Below are 15159 nucleotides of genomic sequence, written 5' to 3'. Positions count from 1 at the left end.
AGGGACAGCGTTGTGATTTGACCATCGCAACGTGCAGGATGGCGCAGCCCGGGACTGCGCCTGGCGAAGGGTCAGGTGCGCTTGAGGAGCACCACTTCGACGCGCCGATTGAGTTGGCGCGAATGTGCCGTGGCATTGCTCGCCACCGGTTGGTCCTTGCCATAGCCCACCGTGCTGATACGCTCAGGTGCCACGCCTTGGCGCCGCAACGCATGGGCTACCGAGGCGGCTCGATCCTCGGACAGTCGCCGGTTGAGGCTGTCGCTGCCGGTGGAGTCGGTATGACCTGCCACTTCGATGGTGAGCCCGGGGTTGCCCTGCAAGTAGGCCGCCAATTGCTGGATCTTGTGATGGCTGCCGCTATTCAGTTCGGCCTTGCCGGTCTGGAACAGCACGTCAGCAAAAGTGACTACGTCGCCGCGGGCACTGGGCCTGGTCTGCAGCGCCTTGAGCTGCGCGGTGCGCGCATCCAGCTGAGCCTGGGTACGCTCGAGCTCTACACGCTTGAGCTGGGCATCGCTCTTGCGCCAGTCGATGGTCTGTTCGGCAAACGCGATCTGCCGGCCAGCCAGGGTGGCCAAACGCTCGACCTCGGCGGACTTGCGGTCCTTCAGGGAGGCGGCCTCGGCCTTGCCCAGGGCGGTATAGGCATCCTGGGTTTCCAGCGCGGCGAGGCGGCTTGCTTCAGGGTTGCCCTGCAACACCGAATAGGCTTCTCGGGCTTCAAGCAATGTGGCGTTTTCCGGTGTAGTGCCGCAACCGGCCAACATCAACCCTAGAAGCGACACAGCGGGCAGTAAGTAGACTTTGGACATGGTCACTTCCTTCAATGAGCGGAGTTGGCGGTCGGGCTGCTAGGCGCATTCAGGATTTCCTGCCTGAGCACCTCTATCCCCTCTCGGGCACTCGCCAGCTGCTCCTTGGCCTTGAGGGCCTGGGCGGTGCGTTCGGCCAGGCGGGCATCGGCCGTCGCTCCTTCGGCCAAGGTGCGCGCCTGGTCAAACTTCTTCTCGCCCATGGCGCGGTCCATTGCGCTCATCTTCTCGTGGGCGGCACGCATTTCCACCGGAGCATACTGGGTAGCATCAGCGGTAACGGCACGGCTGACCGCGTTGCGGGCCAGTTCGATCTGCTCATTGGGCACGGTTACGCCGGCGCAGCCGCCGACGATCATGAGCAGGCCGGCAAGCGGCAATGTCTTGCAATTAAAACGCATGGAATAGGCTCCTTTGATGCGCTCTCGAATTCAGTGGCTACTGACGTCGGTAACCACAGGCAGTTGAAAAACAAACAGCCTGATCTGGAAACGACGCAAGACTATTGCCACGCAGTTGGCAACCAAATAGGACTTTTCCTAAGCGCCCAATCAGTTTATTCAGCAAACGCGTTCGCAGCGGCGCCATCGCTCAAGAGCCGGTATCTAGGCCTGACCGTGGGCCTTGAGCTTGAGCTTTTCGGTGTCCACCCGCACGAACACCGAGTCGGCGCTGACGGTCAGCACATCACCGGCCCAGACTTCGCAGAGGACCCGGGTCTTGCGCCCGACTTCACCTTCCACGCGCGCCTTGAGCAGCAGCTCCACCCCCATCGGCGTGGGTTTGAGGTAATTCAGCCCGAGGCTGCCGGTCACGCAGTCGATACGTGGCAGGCTGCCCGCTTCGCGGCCTTCGGCCCGGTAGTGGTACGCCATCGCGGTCCAGTTGGAATGGCAGTCGACCAGCATGGCCAGCAGGCCGCCGTAGACCAGGCCGGGCCAACCGATGAAGGTGCTGTCGGGTGAGTGCCGGCACAGCAGGTGGATGCCGTCGGCATCCCAGTGGCTTTGCAGGTGCAGGCCGCAAGGGTGGGAACAGCCACAACCGAAGCAAGTGCCTTCGGGGGCGGCCAGGGCCTGGAGGGAAACAATCGGGTCGTTCATACGCTGCCTGTACTTGTTGGAATGGGGGCGCGAAACGCCCCCATTAAAGCAGAAAGCTCAAGCCGGCTGGGCAACCACCTTGCTGCCCTTCTGGGTCAGCGACACCAGCAGGATGAATGCGGTCACCCCAGCGGTCATCAGCGTCTCGTAGCGGTAGGCATCGCTCAACAGCATGTAGCCCAGGACCATGACGATGGTGCCGATCACCAGCCACGTCAGCCATGGGAACAACCACATCTTCAGCTCCAGCGGCCGCCCTTCACGTTCGGCGCGGGCGCGCATGCGCAGTTGCGACACGGCAATCACCAGGTACACCAGCAAGGCGATGGCACCGGTGGTGGACAGCAGGAACCCGAACACCTTGCCCGGCAGCACGTAGTTGACGAAGCAACCGACGAAACCTGCCAGGGTCGAGAGGATTACCGCCACGGTCGGCACGCCAGCACCGGAAATACGCTTGGTCATGCTCAGCGCCTGGCCACGGGCACCCAGCGAATAGAGCATCCGCGACGCCGTGTACAGGCCGGAGTTCATGCAGCTGGTCACGGCCACCAGCACCACCAGGTCGACCAGCAACTTGGCGCCCGGCACGTTCAGCACTTCCAGCACGCGCTGGAACGAGCCCACAGCTTTCAGGCCTGGGTCGTTCCAGGCCACCAGCGACACCACCAGGAAGATCGACGCCAGGTAGAAGATCGCGATGCGGTACACCACCAGGTTGGTGGCGCGGCGGATCTTGTCTTTCGGGTTGGCGGTTTCGTCGGCGGCAATGGTGACGATCTCGGCGCCGAAGAACGAGAAGATGGTGATCAGCACGCCACCGAGCACAGTGCCGAAGCCGTTGGGCATGAACCCGCCGTGGTCCCACAGGCGGCTGATGCCGGATACCTCGGCCAGCGGCCAGAAGCCAAACACCGCCAGGCTGCAGACCACGATGAAGGCGATGATCGCGATCACCTTGACCAGTGCGAACCAGTACTCGAACGCACCGAAGTTCTTCACGCTGACCAGGTTGCTGCCCGACAGCACCACCATGATCAGGAAGGCGAACAGCCAGGACGGCACGCCCGGGAAGTAGGCATGCAGGATGTCTGCGCCGGCGATGGCCTCGACCGGAATGATCAGTACCCAGAACCACCAGTACAGCCAGCCGATGGTGAAGCCGGCCCACGGGCCGATGGCCTCGGAGGCGTAGGTGGAGAACGAACCGCTGTTGGGGTTGGCGATGGCCATTTCGCCCAGCATGCGCATCACCAGCAGCACCAGCAGGCCGGTCATGGCGTAGGAGATGAGAATGGCCGGGCCAGCCGTGGCAATGGCGTTGGAAGAGCCGATGAACAGGCCGGCACCGATGATGCCGGCTATGGAAATCATGGACACCTGACGCGAAGTCAGGCCGTGCTGCAAGGAACGCTGTTTGTTGTTGTGTAGCGAAGCCATGGAGAACCCTCGAATGGGTCGGCCGGCGTGCGGCTGTGCTGCCGTCGACGGCTGAAAAGTTGGAGCAGAATTCGTGCAGGTCGTATTGCTCGTTGTTGTTGTTTTATGTCGCCGGTGCCGTACTTGCCTCCTCTTCGCCGTACCGGTTGTAATCGTTGTTCGAGGTCAGTATTAATCTATAGGGCGAGGTCAACAAACGACCTTTTCGAAGCACATGATTCCAGTACGGAATGAACTTCTTCCTTTTTTGCTCGGTACGCGCCTGCCATGTCCAAACGCCTGATGCCCTCGACCACCGCCCTGCAGTGCTTCGAAGCCGCCGCCCGGCACCTGAGCTTCACCCGTGCGGCACAGGAGCTGCACCTGACCCAGAGCGCCGTCAGCAAGCAGGTTGCGCAGCTCGAGGACATGCTGTCGCATTCGCTGTTCCAGCGTATTCGCCGGCGTCTGCACCTGACCCCGGCTGGCGCGCTGTACCTCACCGAGGTGAACAAGATCCTCACCCAGATCGACATCTCCAGCCGCTACATCCTCAGCTACGGCGACGAGACCGAGGTGCTGCGCATCGCCACCCAGCCGACCTTCGGCGCGCGCTGGCTGGTGCCCAGGCTCAAGGGCTTCGGTGACCGCCACCCGCGCATCCACCTGGACATCCGCAACGAGCTGGAGCCGTTCGACCTGGTGCAGGCCAAGGCCGATATCGCCTTCTTCTTCGGCCAGGGCACCTGGCCGGGGGCCACCTGCATCGAGCTGTTCAGCGAGGAGGTGGTACCGGTGTGCTCGCCCGAGGTGCTGGCCCGGCACCGTTTCGACAGCGCCCAGGCACTCACCGAACACCGGCTGCTGCAGTGCGCCTCACGGCCGGAGGCCTGGCACGAATGGTTCCTGGGGCTGGGCCTGCATAGCCAGAACAGCTACCACGGGCCGCGCTTCGACACGTTCTACCTGTGCATCCGGGCGGCCATCGCCGGCTGCGGCATCGCCCTGATTCCGCGCTACCTGGTGGCCGAGGAACTGAGCGAAGGCAAGCTGGTGGTGGCCTGGGACCACCCGGTGGCGAGCAATGGCCGGCATTTCATTGCCCATGCCGAACATGCCGCCGAAGTGCCCAAGGTCAAGGCGTTCGTGCAGTGGATTCGCGAGCGGGTGGCTAAGGGAGATTGATATGGCCTGGACTGGCCTCTTCGCGGGCAAGCCCGCTCCCACAGGTACTACACAAGACTTGAATCTTGCGCTGACCCTGTGGGTGCGGGCTTGCCCGCGAAGGGGCCAGTTCATGAATCTGGGGAATGACCGCAATCGAATAATTCGTTTGCGCTATAATACCGCGGCGCGCTTGGATATTAAGAAACTCGAACAAGGTCCGCGTGCCCATGAATCTGGAAAGTATCAGTCAATCCATCGCCATCGTTCATCCGATCACACTTTCCCATGGGCGTAATGCCGAAGTCTGGGATACCGACGGCAAACGTTACATCGACTTTGTCGGCGGCATCGGCGTGCTCAACCTGGGCCATTGCAACCCGGCCGTGGTCGAAGCGATCCAGACCCAGGCCAGCCGCCTCACCCACTACGCCTTCAATGCCGCCCCCCATGGCCCGTACCTGGAATTGATGAAGCGCCTGCGCCAGTTCGTGCCGGTCAACTACCCGCTGGCCGGCATGCTCACCAACAGTGGCGCGGAAGCGGCGGAAAACGCCCTGAAGGTCGCCCGCGGCGCCACCGGTAAACGCGCCATCATCGCCTTCGACGGAGGCTTTCACGGCCGCACCCTGGCCACCCTGAACCTCAACGGCAAGGTCGCGCCTTACAAGCAACGGGTCGGTGAGCTGCCGGGGCCGGTGTACCACCTGCCCTACCCCAGCGCCGATACCGGCGTCACCTGCGAGCAGGCGCTCAAGGCCATGGATCGCCTGTTCAGCGTCGAGCTGGCGGTAGAAGACGTGGCGGCGTTCATCTTCGAGCCGGTGCAAGGCGAAGGTGGGTTCCTCGCCCTCGACCCGGCGTTTGCCCAGGCGCTGCGGCGCTTCTGCGACGAGCGCGGGATCCTGATCATCATCGACGAGATCCAGTCCGGCTTCGGCCGCACCGGCCAACGCTTCGCCTTCCCGCGTCTGGGTATCGAACCAGACCTGCTGTTGCTGGCGAAAAGCATCGCCGGTGGCATGCCACTGGGTGCGGTGGTCGGGCGGCAGGAACTGATGGCAGCGCTGCCCAAAGGCGGCCTGGGCGGCACCTATTCGGGCAACCCGATCGCCTGCGCGGCGGCGCTGGCGAGCCTGGCACAGATGACCGACGAGAACGTCGCCACCTGGGGTGAGCGCCAGGAGCAGGCGATCGTTGGCCGCCATGCCCGCTGGAAGGCCTCGAACCTGAGCCCGTACATCGGCCGCCTGACCGGTACCGGCGCCATGCGCGGCATCGAATTGGTCAATGCCGATGGCAGCCCGGCGCCCGCCCAGCTGGCCAAGGTGATGGAGGCGGCGCGAGCCAAGGGGCTGCTGCTGATGCCCAGCGGCAAGGCGCGGCACATCATTCGCCTGCTGGCACCGCTGACCATCGAGGCCGAGGTGCTCGAGGAAGGGCTGGATATCCTCGAGCAGTGCCTGGCCGAGCTGAACTGAATCGGGGCTTACAGGCCCAGTTCTTCAGGGGTGAGCATGTCGGACTCGAAGGCGATCCAGCCGCCTTCGAGTTCAGCGTGGCCGTTGACGATCGGGCCGTAGTAGGTCAGACCGTTCTCCAGGGTCACGCAGATGTGCGTGGCGGATTTCTCGGGGGCCGCGAGCGTACCGACGAAATGCACCTTCTTCAGGGTTTCGGTCACCGCTTCCAGGCCCACGCGCATGTTGGGGTTTTCCGAGGCCTCGGTGTCGCCGCCGCGGTCTTCGGCGCTGACAGTCACGGTGGCGGTGTACGGGTACTTGGTGCTCAAGCGGGGTTACCTCAAAGGGATGTATAAGCGTGAAGGCGCGTAGAGTACGGCAGGTGATCGCTGTTGTCTCTAGCGGACTCTTCGCGGGCAAGCCCGCTCCCACAGGAATTTCTCATTGCTCACGATGTGCACAGTATCTGTGGGAGCGGCGGTTCGGCGCCACGATTCATCCGCGAAAGGGTCAGACCTGCAACAGGTGATCTGAAAGGCCTGATCTGTTAGGGTGCCCGCCGATGCACGCCACACCACACGAGGACACCTGAGTGAGCGCCGAAGAACCCCTGATCGCCGACCTGTTCGAGGTCGACAAACGCCTGACCCTCAAGCCCGTCGTGGACTTCAACAGCTACCTGCGCAACGCCTTCGGCGAAGGCCCGTGCAGCTGTTACCGCTGCGCCGAAGGCAGCGATGAAAGCAGCTACAGCCACGCCCACAATTTCACCTTCGAAGGCCGCCCGTGGCACCGCCGCTTCGCCAGCACCGCCGGCAGCGACGTCGCCCAGGTGCTGAAAAAGGCCTGGCTGTCGTACACCAAGGCCGACCTCAGCCTGATCGGTGCGCTGGACCTCGCCACCCTCAAGACCTTCACCGAAACGGCCCTGCACGAGCGCCTGCTGGCCCTGCTGCCGGCCAGCGGCCTGGCCCGCGAAATCGACGGCCAATGGATGCTGCAAGCCCAGGCTGACTGACGGCCCGGCGGTCAGGCAGGATTCCCCCGCTCTGCTACCGTGGGAGAATCCGCATCGCCGCAGGTAGTCCGTCATGGCCCGTACAACGCCCATCGAGCTGTACCGCAATATCGGCATCGTCGCCCACGTGGATGCTGGCAAGACCACCACCACCGAGCGCATCCTGTTCTACACCGGGGTCAACCACAAGATGGGCGAGGTGCACGATGGCGCCGCGACCATGGACTGGATGGCCCAGGAGCAGGAGCGCGGCATCACCATCACCTCGGCGGCGACCACGGCCTTCTGGCAAGGCTCGACCAAGCAGTTCGCCGACAAGTACCGCTTCAACATCATCGACACCCCAGGCCACGTCGACTTCACCATCGAGGTGGAGCGCTCGCTGCGCGTGCTCGATGGCGCGGTGGTGGTGTTCAGCGGCGCCGACGGCGTCGAGCCGCAATCCGAAACGGTCTGGCGCCAGGCCAACAAGTACCACGTGCCGCGCCTGGCCTACATCAACAAGATGGACCGCCAGGGGGCTGACTTCCTGCGGGTGGTCAAGCAGATCGACCAGCGCCTGGGCCACCACCCGGTGCCGATCCAGCTGGCCATCGGCAGCGAGGAGAACTTCATCGGCCAGATCGACCTGGTGAAGATGAAGGCGATCTACTGGAACGACAACGACCAGGGCACCAGCTACCGCGAAGAAGACATTCCCGCCGAACTGCAGGCGTTGGCCGACGAATGGCGCGCGCACATGATCGAGGCCGCCGCCGAAGCCAATGATGAGCTGACCATGAAGTTTCTCGAAGGCGAGGAACTGAGCGTCGATGAAATCAAGGCCGCCCTGCGCCAGCGCACCATCGCCAATGAAATCGTCCCGACCATCCTCGGCTCGTCGTTCAAGAACAAGGGCGTGCCGCTGATGCTCGACGCGGTCATCGACTACCTGCCCGCCCCCTCGGAGATCCCGGCGATCAAGGGCACCGACCCGGACGACGAAGAAAAACACCTGGAACGTCACGCCGACGACAAAGAGCCGTTCTCCGCCCTGGCCTTCAAGATCGCCACCGACCCCTTCGTCGGCACCCTGACCTTCGCCCGGGTGTATTCCGGCGTGCTCAGCTCAGGCAACGCCGTGCTCAATTCGGTGAAAGGCAAGAAGGAACGTATCGGCCGCATGGTGCAGATGCACGCCAACCAGCGCGCCGAGATCAAGGACGTATGCGCCGGTGACATCGCCGCGCTGATCGGCATGAAGGATGTCACCACCGGCGATACCCTGTGCGACATCGACAAGCCGATCATCCTCGAACGCATGGACTTCCCCGACCCGGTGATCTCGGTGGCGGTGGAGCCCAAGACCAAGGGCGACCAGGAAAAGATGGGCATCGCCCTGGGCAAGCTGGCCCAGGAAGACCCGTCGTTCCGCGTGCGCACTGACGAAGAAACCGGCCAGACCATCATCTCCGGCATGGGCGAACTGCACCTGGACATCATCGTCGACCGCATGAAACGCGAGTTCAACGTCGACGCCAATATCGGCAAGCCGCAGGTGGCCTACCGCGAGAAGATCCGCAACACCTGCGAGATCGAAGGCCGCTTCGTTCGCCAGTCCGGCGGGCGCGGCCAGTATGGCCACTGCTGGATCCGCTTCGCGCCCGGCGATGAGGGCAAGGAAGGCCTGGAGTTCATCAACGAGATCGTCGGTGGCGTGGTGCCGCGCGAGTACATCCCGGCGATCCAGAAAGGCATCGAGGAGCAGATGAAGAACGGCGTGCTGGCAGGTTATCCGCTGATCAACCTGAAAGCGGCAGTATTCGACGGCTCCTACCACGACGTCGACTCCAACGAGATGGCCTACAAGATTGCCGCCTCCATGGCCACCAAGCAGCTGTCGCAAAAGGGCGGCGCGGTGTTGCTGGAGCCGGTGATGAAGGTCGAGGTAGTGACACCGGAAGAGTATCAGGGCGATATTCTCGGCGACTTGAGCCGGCGCCGGGGCATGATCCAGGATGGCGACGAGACGCCGGCCGGCAAGGTGATCCGCGCCGAGGTGCCGTTGGGCGAGATGTTCGGCTATGCCACCTCGATGCGCTCGATGACCCAGGGGCGGGCGAGCTTTTCGATGGAGTTCACTCGGTATGCCGAGGCACCGGCGAGCATTGCCGATGCCATCGTTAAAAAGAACCGCGGGGAGTAAGCCTTTCACCTGCACCGGCCTCTTCGCGGGCAAGCCCGCTCCCACAGGGATCGCGTAACCCCTATGGGAGCGGGCTTGCCCGCGAAGAGGCCAGTGCAGGCCACAACGATGCTCAGTGCTGCTCGCCAGCCCGCTTCAGCAGCTTCTTGCAGCGCTCGGAAAGGTGCACCACACGCAAATGCTTGCCCGCCTTGGCATAGCGCTCACGCAAGGTCTTCAGCGCGGCAATCGCCGAATAATCGACAAAGCTCAAATGCTGGCAATCAAGGGTGACCTTGTCCGGGTCATTGGCCGGGTCGAACTGGTTGAGAAATGGCGCGGTCGAGGCAAAGAACAGTGTGCCATGCACCTGGTAGTGCTTGCCCCCTTCCCCGTCCTCGTGGCTGTCGGCATACAGCTCGCGGGCATGCTGCCAGGCAAAGTTCACCGCCGCGATGACGATACCGAACAACACCGCCATGGCCAGGTCGGTGAACACCGTCACCACCGTGACTGCGATGATCGCCAGCACATCGCTCACCGGCACCTTGTGCAGCACGCGCAGCGAGGCCCAGGCAAAGGTCTGCTGGGCCACCACGAACATAACCCCGACCAGCGCCGCCAGCGGGATGCGCTCGATCAGCGGCGACAGGAACAGCACGAACAGCAGGATCATCACCCCGGCCACCACCCCCGACAGCCGACCACGGCCATTGGAGCTGAGGTTGATCACGGTCTGGCCGATCATCGCGCAGCCGCCCATGCCACCGCACAGGCCAGAGAGCATGTTGGCCGCCCCCAGGGCCACGCATTCGCGGTCCGGGTAGCCGCGGCTCTCGGTGATTTCATCGGTCAGGTTGAGCGTCAGCAGGGTTTCCAGCAAGCCGACCATGGCCATCAGCACCGCGTAGGGGGCGACGATCTTCAGGGTTTCCAGGTTCCACGGCACCTGCGGCAAGGCCAGCTGCGGCAGGCCGCCAGCGATGTGCGCCATGTCGCCGAGGGTGCGTGTCGGCAGGTCGAGCAGGTACACCAGCATGCCAACCCCGAGAATCGCCACCAGCGCCGGTGGCACCGCGCGGGTCAACTTCGGCAGCACGTAGACCACCAGCATGGTCAGTGCCACCAGGCCGATCATCAGGTACAGCGGCGCGCCGGCTAGCCAGTGCTCACCGTCCTTGAAGTGTTCGAGCTGAGCCATGGCGATGACGATCGCCAGGCCGTTGACGAAGCCGAGCATCACCGGGTACGGCACCAGGCGCACCAGCTTGCCCAGTCGCAACAGGCCGAACAGGATCATCACCACCCCGCCCAGCAGCACCGTGGCCAGCAGGTATTGCACACCGTGTTGCACCACCAGGGCGACGATCACCACCGCCATCGAACCTGCGGCGCCGGAAATCATCCCCGGGCGGCCGCCGAACAACGCCGTGAGGGTGCAGATGATGAAGGCGCCATACAGGCCCATCAATGGGTTGAGATGGGCCACCAGGGCAAAGGCGATGCATTCGGGCACCAAGGCAAACGAAGTGGTCAGGCCGGCGAGCAGGTCGGCGCGTAGTCGGGCGGGTTTCATGGGCATCCTGTGGTGCTGTCCAGGCGGACGGTACGAAAAATCAAGGGGCGCGATGTTACGGAATTTGTCTGGCAGCGGCCACCGCAAGGCGTTTCATCAGCCTGTGGCAAACCTGCAGACAAGCAGCTGTGATCCATGCCCGGCAAACTCCTGACAAATTTGCCATCATGTTGATTCCACTTGCGGAGAACATGAGCATGCCGCTACGCCCCCTTTTCGCCTCGCTGCTGCTGGCCGCCAGCCTCACCGCCCAGGCCGCCACCGAGGTGGTGCCCCTGCAGCATCGCAGCAGCGCCGAACTGCTGCCCGCCGCCCAGGCCTTCATCGGCCGCGACGGCACCGTCAGCGCCTTCGAGAACAAGCTGATCGTCAACGCCAGCCCCGAACGCATCGACGACCTGCGCACCCTGCTGCAACAGCTGGACACCGCACCCAAGCGCCTGTTGATCAGCGTCGATAACACCGACAGCAACTACCAGGACAACCGTGGCAACGGCCAGGTCATCCGCTACGGCACCAGCAACCGCGACGGCGGCCTGCAGCAGATCCAGGCCAGCGAGGGCCAACCGGCATTGATCCAGGTCGGCCAGAGCATTCCGATCACCAGCACCAGCACCGACGGCTACGGGCGCATCCAGAGCAATACCGAATACCGCAACGTGACCCAGGGTTTCTATGTCACGCCAAGCCTGAGCGGAGATACGGTTCGTCTGCAAATCAGCACCAATAATGACCGAATGAGCCAGGAACGTGCCGATGTAGTGAAAGTGCAAAGTACCGACACGACCATCAGCGGAAGGCTCGGCGAATGGATCACCCTGGCCGGACACAACCAGCAGAGCCAAGCCGATCGCAACCCGTCAAGCCGTACTTACAGCACGCAACGGGGTGAAAACATGACTTTGCGTGTCAAAGTCGACCTTCTGGACTGATCCCAGGCAAATCAAGGCCTCGACCAAAGGCCTTGAAACTGACCAGCAAGTCGCATTAGACCAAAGATGTAGTAAGTAGAAAAAAGCACTACAAAACATTTGACAGGGTCTTTTTCCCAAGGGCATGATGGCCTCGCTCCCGCTAATCAGGGGCCCTGGCAAGGGCCTTCGAGGCGTACTCCTCCCACCCCTGGAGGCACCTCGTGTCTATACGGCTCACAAGGCGGTTCGACGGGATTGCGACTGCAACGAAGAAGTTGTCCCGAGGGACGGAAGCGCATCACCGCAGTACTGGCAATCGCGTAGCACCGCAGCAAGGCAACCACGAGCCGACCTGCCGGAGCACACGTGCGCCTGGGCTGCACACCCTTCCCCTTCGAGCCTTCGCGTTCGCCGCCGCACTCCCCCGGACAGGACAGCCGCCAGGTCCCTGATCAGCCCCGAGCATCAGCACAATTAACCCAAGATCGATGCGACGAGGTTTATTTCCATGGCACTGACACGCGAACAGCAAATTGCAGCCCTCGAGAAAGACTGGGCCGAGAACCCGCGCTGGAAAGGCGTGACCCGTACCTACACCGCCGCCGATGTCGTTCGCCTGCGTGGCTCCCTGCAGCCTGAGCACACTTTTGCTCGCCAAGGCGCAGAAAAACTGTGGAAGCTGGTCACCCAGGGTGCCCACCCGTCCTTCCGCCCAGAAAAAGATTTCGTCAACTGCATGGGCGCCCTGACCGGCGGCCAGGCGGTGCAGCAGGTAAAAGCCGGCATCCAGGCCATCTACCTGTCGGGCTGGCAGGTGGCCGCTGACAACAACTCGGCCGAGTCCATGTACCCAGACCAGTCGCTGTACCCGGTCGACTCGGTACCGACCGTGGTCAAGCGCATCAACAACGCGTTCCGCCGCGCCGATCAGATCCAGTGGAAAGCCGGCAAGAACCCAGGCGATGACGGCTACATCGATTACTTCGCACCGATCGTGGCCGACGCCGAAGCCGGTTTCGGCGGCGTACTGAACGCCTACGAACTGATGAAGAACATGATCGAAGCGGGCGCTGCCGGCGTGCACTTCGAAGACCAGCTGGCTTCGGTGAAAAAATGCGGCCACATGGGTGGCAAGGTACTGGTACCTACTCAGGAGGCCGTGCAGAAACTGGTGGCAGCCCGCCTGGCTGCGGACGTTGCCGGCGTGCCGACGATCATCCTGGCCCGTACCGATGCCAACGCCGCCGACTTGCTGACCAGCGACTGCGACCCGTACGACCAGCCGTTCGTGATCGGCGAGCGTACCCGTGAAGGCTTCTACAAGGTGCGCGCCGGCCTCGACCAGGCCATCGCCCGTGGCCTGGCCTACGCCCCGTACGCCGACCTGATCTGGTGCGAGACCGCCAAGCCGGACCTGGACGAAGCCCGCCGCTTCGCCGAAGCGATCAAGAAGGAGTACCCGGACCAGATCCTGTCGTACAACTGCTCGCCTTCCTTCAACTGGAAGAAGAACCTGGACGACGCGACCATCGCCAAGTTCCAGCGCGAGCTGTCGGCCATGGGCTACAAGCACCAGTTCATCACCCTGGCCGGTATCCACAACATGTGGCACGGCATGTTCAACCTGGCGCACGACTACGCCCGCAACGACATGACCGCCTACGTGAAGCTGCAGGAGCAGGAATTCGCCGACGCCAGCAAGGGCTACACCTTCGTGGCGCACCAGCAGGAAGTCGGCACCGGCTACTTCGATGACATGACTACCGTGATCCAGGGTGGCGCTTCGTCGGTAACCGCGCTGACCGGTTCGACCGAGGAAGAGCAGTTCCACTGATAGTGGGTTGCTGACTGAGGCCCGGGGCTTGCGAAAGCCCCGGGCCTTTCTTTTTCCTGTACCGGCCCTTTCGCGGGCAAGCCCGCTCCCACAGGATTACTGCAGCCCTCGAACTGTGCACAGTACCTGTGGGAGCGGGCTTGCCCGCGAAAGGGCCGGTACAGGCCGAAGCAGAAACCAGAATCAGGGCTATGCTTGTGGCAGCCCAGCAGCAAGGACCGCCCATGCCCCGTCCAAGCCACCTGATGATGCTCGCCCTGGCCGCCGCTGCCCTCTATATATATGCACTGGCCAGCGACAACCCCTTGCTCGGCCTGCTGGCCAAGCCGATGCCCGTCATGGCATTGATAGCCTGGCTATACACCGCTCCCGCCACCCCCTATCGCCGCTGGATCAGCATCGGCCTAGCCTTCTCGGTACTCGGCGACCTCCTCCTGGCCATCCCTGCCGACCTGTTCGTATTCGGCCTGGCCGCCTTCCTCTGCGCGCACCTGGCCTACCTGCGCGCCTATTGCGGGAAGACCCTGCGCCCCGCCCTGCCCGCACTGCTGTTGAGCGCCATCACCGGCATCACCCTGTTCGGCGTGCTCGCCAGCCATGGCCTCGGCCCACTGCTGGCCCCGGTCGCGGTCTACGCTCTGGCCATCAGCGCCATGCTTTGGCGCTCGCTGGCCTGCGGCGGTGCCGCTGCATTGGGCGCCTGCCTGTTCGTGTTCTCCGACAGCCTGATCGGCATCGACCGCTTTGTCAGCCCGTTCGCTGCCGCGCCCTACCTGATCATCCTCGCTTACTGGCTCGGCCAGTGGGCGATCGCTTCATCGGCGCGCCAGGGCTCAACCGACAAAGTATTGACCCAGAGCGGTGCGCGCGGTGTCGGAAGCTGCTAGAACACGATTATTTCGCATTTGCAAGCGGGGGAAAACTGCAGATGAACTTTACAAGGTGCAGAACAGCCGAATTAGAAGGTATCAGGCCAAATGATATCAATTATCATTACTGGACTTGTAATTCGTTACCAGCCGCAAGAAACATAATTAACAAAAGCGCATGCAATGCCCGAATCTCAAGGCTTTCAGCCAGTTAGCAGCGGGTTTTGTTCTAAATCCTACGAATAAATTTGCAACGGAAATTTTACTTGCACCGGGTTTACCCATAAAATCAGCGCGATTGATTCAGCTGCGACATTTGGTCACTGCACCTGCGACACCACGTCGCCGCTCTACTTATTTCAGACTGCAGAGCTGGGTCTCTGTATAAGGATCTCTAGCATGTCCGATTCGGCAGGACTCATCGCCCACAACTGGGGCTTTGCCATCTTCCTTCTGGGTGTCGTCGGCCTGTGTGCCTTCATGCTCGGTCTCTCCAGCCTGCTCGGTAGCAAGGCATGGGGCCGCGCCAAGAACGAACCCTTCGAATCCGGCATGCTGCCCGTCGGCAGCGCCCGCCTGCGCCTGTCCGCCAAATTCTATCTGGTCGCGATGCTGTTCGTGATCTTCGATATCGAAGCCCTCTTCCTGTATGCATGGTCTGTGTCCGTCCGCGAAAGCGGCTGGACCGGATTCGTCGAAGCACTCGTTTTCATAGCAATTCTGTTGGCTGGTCTTGTCTACCTATGGCGCGTCGGGGCACTTGATTGGGCTCCCGAAGGTCGCCGCAAGCGGCAAGCGAAGCTGAAACAATGAGGCTTTG

14 protein-coding genes are annotated in these 15159 nt (G+C 62.7%); 8 read left to right on the top strand and 6 right to left on the bottom strand.

What is annotated here, in order from left to right:
- Positions 1-71: 71 nt before the first annotated feature.
- The 4 genes from OCX61_RS08785 to OCX61_RS08770 all read right to left on the bottom strand — a co-directional run bounded on the left by OCX61_RS08785 (position 72) and on the right by OCX61_RS08770 (position 3358).
- A complete protein-coding gene (locus tag OCX61_RS08785; protein ID WP_261943433.1) occupies positions 72-815 on the bottom strand; it encodes an OmpA family protein in 744 nt (247 codons plus the stop codon).
- An 11-nt stretch (positions 816-826) separates the two neighbouring features.
- Positions 827-1216 carry a DUF4398 domain-containing protein gene (locus tag OCX61_RS08780; protein ID WP_261943432.1) on the bottom strand — a complete coding sequence of 130 codons (390 nt, stop codon included), beginning with the start codon at positions 1214-1216 and terminating at the stop codon, positions 827-829.
- 204 nt (positions 1217-1420) lie between these two features.
- Positions 1421-1918, bottom strand: coding sequence for a PaaI family thioesterase (locus OCX61_RS08775; RefSeq protein ID WP_261943431.1), 498 nt, complete (start codon positions 1916-1918; stop codon positions 1421-1423).
- 57 nt (positions 1919-1975) lie between these two features.
- Positions 1976-3358: an amino acid permease gene (locus OCX61_RS08770; protein ID WP_261943430.1), complete on the bottom strand. Its 1383-nt coding sequence runs from the start codon at positions 3356-3358 to the stop codon at positions 1976-1978.
- Between the two features lie 267 nt (positions 3359-3625).
- On the opposite strand from OCX61_RS08770, the gene gcvA reads away from it, so the two are divergent.
- Together gcvA and OCX61_RS08760 are read left to right on the top strand one after the other, a co-directional pair.
- Positions 3626-4522 carry a transcriptional regulator GcvA gene (gene gcvA / locus OCX61_RS08765; RefSeq protein WP_261943429.1) on the top strand — a complete coding sequence of 299 codons (897 nt, stop codon included), beginning with the start codon at positions 3626-3628 and terminating at the stop codon, positions 4520-4522.
- Positions 4523-4731: 209 nt separating this feature from the next.
- Positions 4732-5982: a 2-aminoadipate transaminase gene (locus tag OCX61_RS08760; RefSeq protein ID WP_261943428.1), complete on the top strand. Its 1251-nt coding sequence runs from the start codon at positions 4732-4734 to the stop codon at positions 5980-5982.
- Positions 5983-5990: 8 nt separating this feature from the next.
- On the opposite strand, the gene OCX61_RS08755 is transcribed toward OCX61_RS08760, so the two are convergent.
- A complete protein-coding gene (locus tag OCX61_RS08755; protein WP_261943427.1) occupies positions 5991-6293 on the bottom strand; it encodes a hypothetical protein in 303 nt (100 codons plus the stop codon).
- Between the two features lie 263 nt (positions 6294-6556).
- Here OCX61_RS08755 and OCX61_RS08750 point away from each other — a divergent pair, with 263 nt between their 5' ends.
- Positions 6557-6982 carry a hypothetical protein gene (locus OCX61_RS08750; RefSeq protein ID WP_261943426.1) on the top strand — a complete coding sequence of 142 codons (426 nt, stop codon included), beginning with the start codon at positions 6557-6559 and terminating at the stop codon, positions 6980-6982.
- 73 nt (positions 6983-7055) lie between these two features.
- Positions 7056-9167 (top strand): elongation factor G, encoded by a 2112-nt coding sequence (gene fusA / locus OCX61_RS08745; RefSeq protein ID WP_261943425.1) that lies wholly within the window; start codon positions 7056-7058, stop codon positions 9165-9167.
- Positions 9168-9279: 112 nt separating this feature from the next.
- Here fusA and OCX61_RS08740 read toward each other — a convergent pair whose 3' ends face one another.
- On the bottom strand, positions 9280-10722 hold the full coding sequence (locus tag OCX61_RS08740; protein WP_261943424.1) for a SulP family inorganic anion transporter: 1443 nt from the start codon (positions 10720-10722) through the stop codon (positions 9280-9282).
- A gap of 197 nt (positions 10723-10919) precedes the next feature.
- Here OCX61_RS08740 and OCX61_RS08735 point away from each other — a divergent pair, with 197 nt between their 5' ends.
- The 4 genes from OCX61_RS08735 to OCX61_RS08720 all read left to right on the top strand — a co-directional run bounded on the left by OCX61_RS08735 (position 10920) and on the right by OCX61_RS08720 (position 15152).
- The gene (locus OCX61_RS08735; protein ID WP_261943423.1) at positions 10920-11654 is read left to right on the top strand and encodes a secretin N-terminal domain-containing protein; all 735 of its coding nucleotides are present in this window, start codon (positions 10920-10922) and stop codon (positions 11652-11654) included.
- 490 nt (positions 11655-12144) lie between these two features.
- The gene (gene aceA / locus OCX61_RS08730; RefSeq protein ID WP_138221560.1) at positions 12145-13470 is read left to right on the top strand and encodes an isocitrate lyase; all 1326 of its coding nucleotides are present in this window, start codon (positions 12145-12147) and stop codon (positions 13468-13470) included.
- A 224-nt stretch (positions 13471-13694) separates the two neighbouring features.
- Positions 13695-14357 (top strand): lysoplasmalogenase, encoded by a 663-nt coding sequence (locus OCX61_RS08725; protein ID WP_261943422.1) that lies wholly within the window; start codon positions 13695-13697, stop codon positions 14355-14357.
- 381 nt (positions 14358-14738) lie between these two features.
- The gene (locus OCX61_RS08720; RefSeq protein ID WP_011534614.1) at positions 14739-15152 is read left to right on the top strand and encodes an NADH-quinone oxidoreductase subunit A; all 414 of its coding nucleotides are present in this window, start codon (positions 14739-14741) and stop codon (positions 15150-15152) included.
- Positions 15153-15159 lie beyond the last annotated feature (7 nt).

The organism is Pseudomonas sp. LRP2-20, assembly GCF_024349685.1.
In the GTDB taxonomy this organism is placed as follows: domain Bacteria; phylum Pseudomonadota; class Gammaproteobacteria; order Pseudomonadales; family Pseudomonadaceae; genus Aquipseudomonas.
Note: the sequence above shows the minus strand (reverse complement) of the source record. Positions and strands in the feature narration are given on the sequence as shown.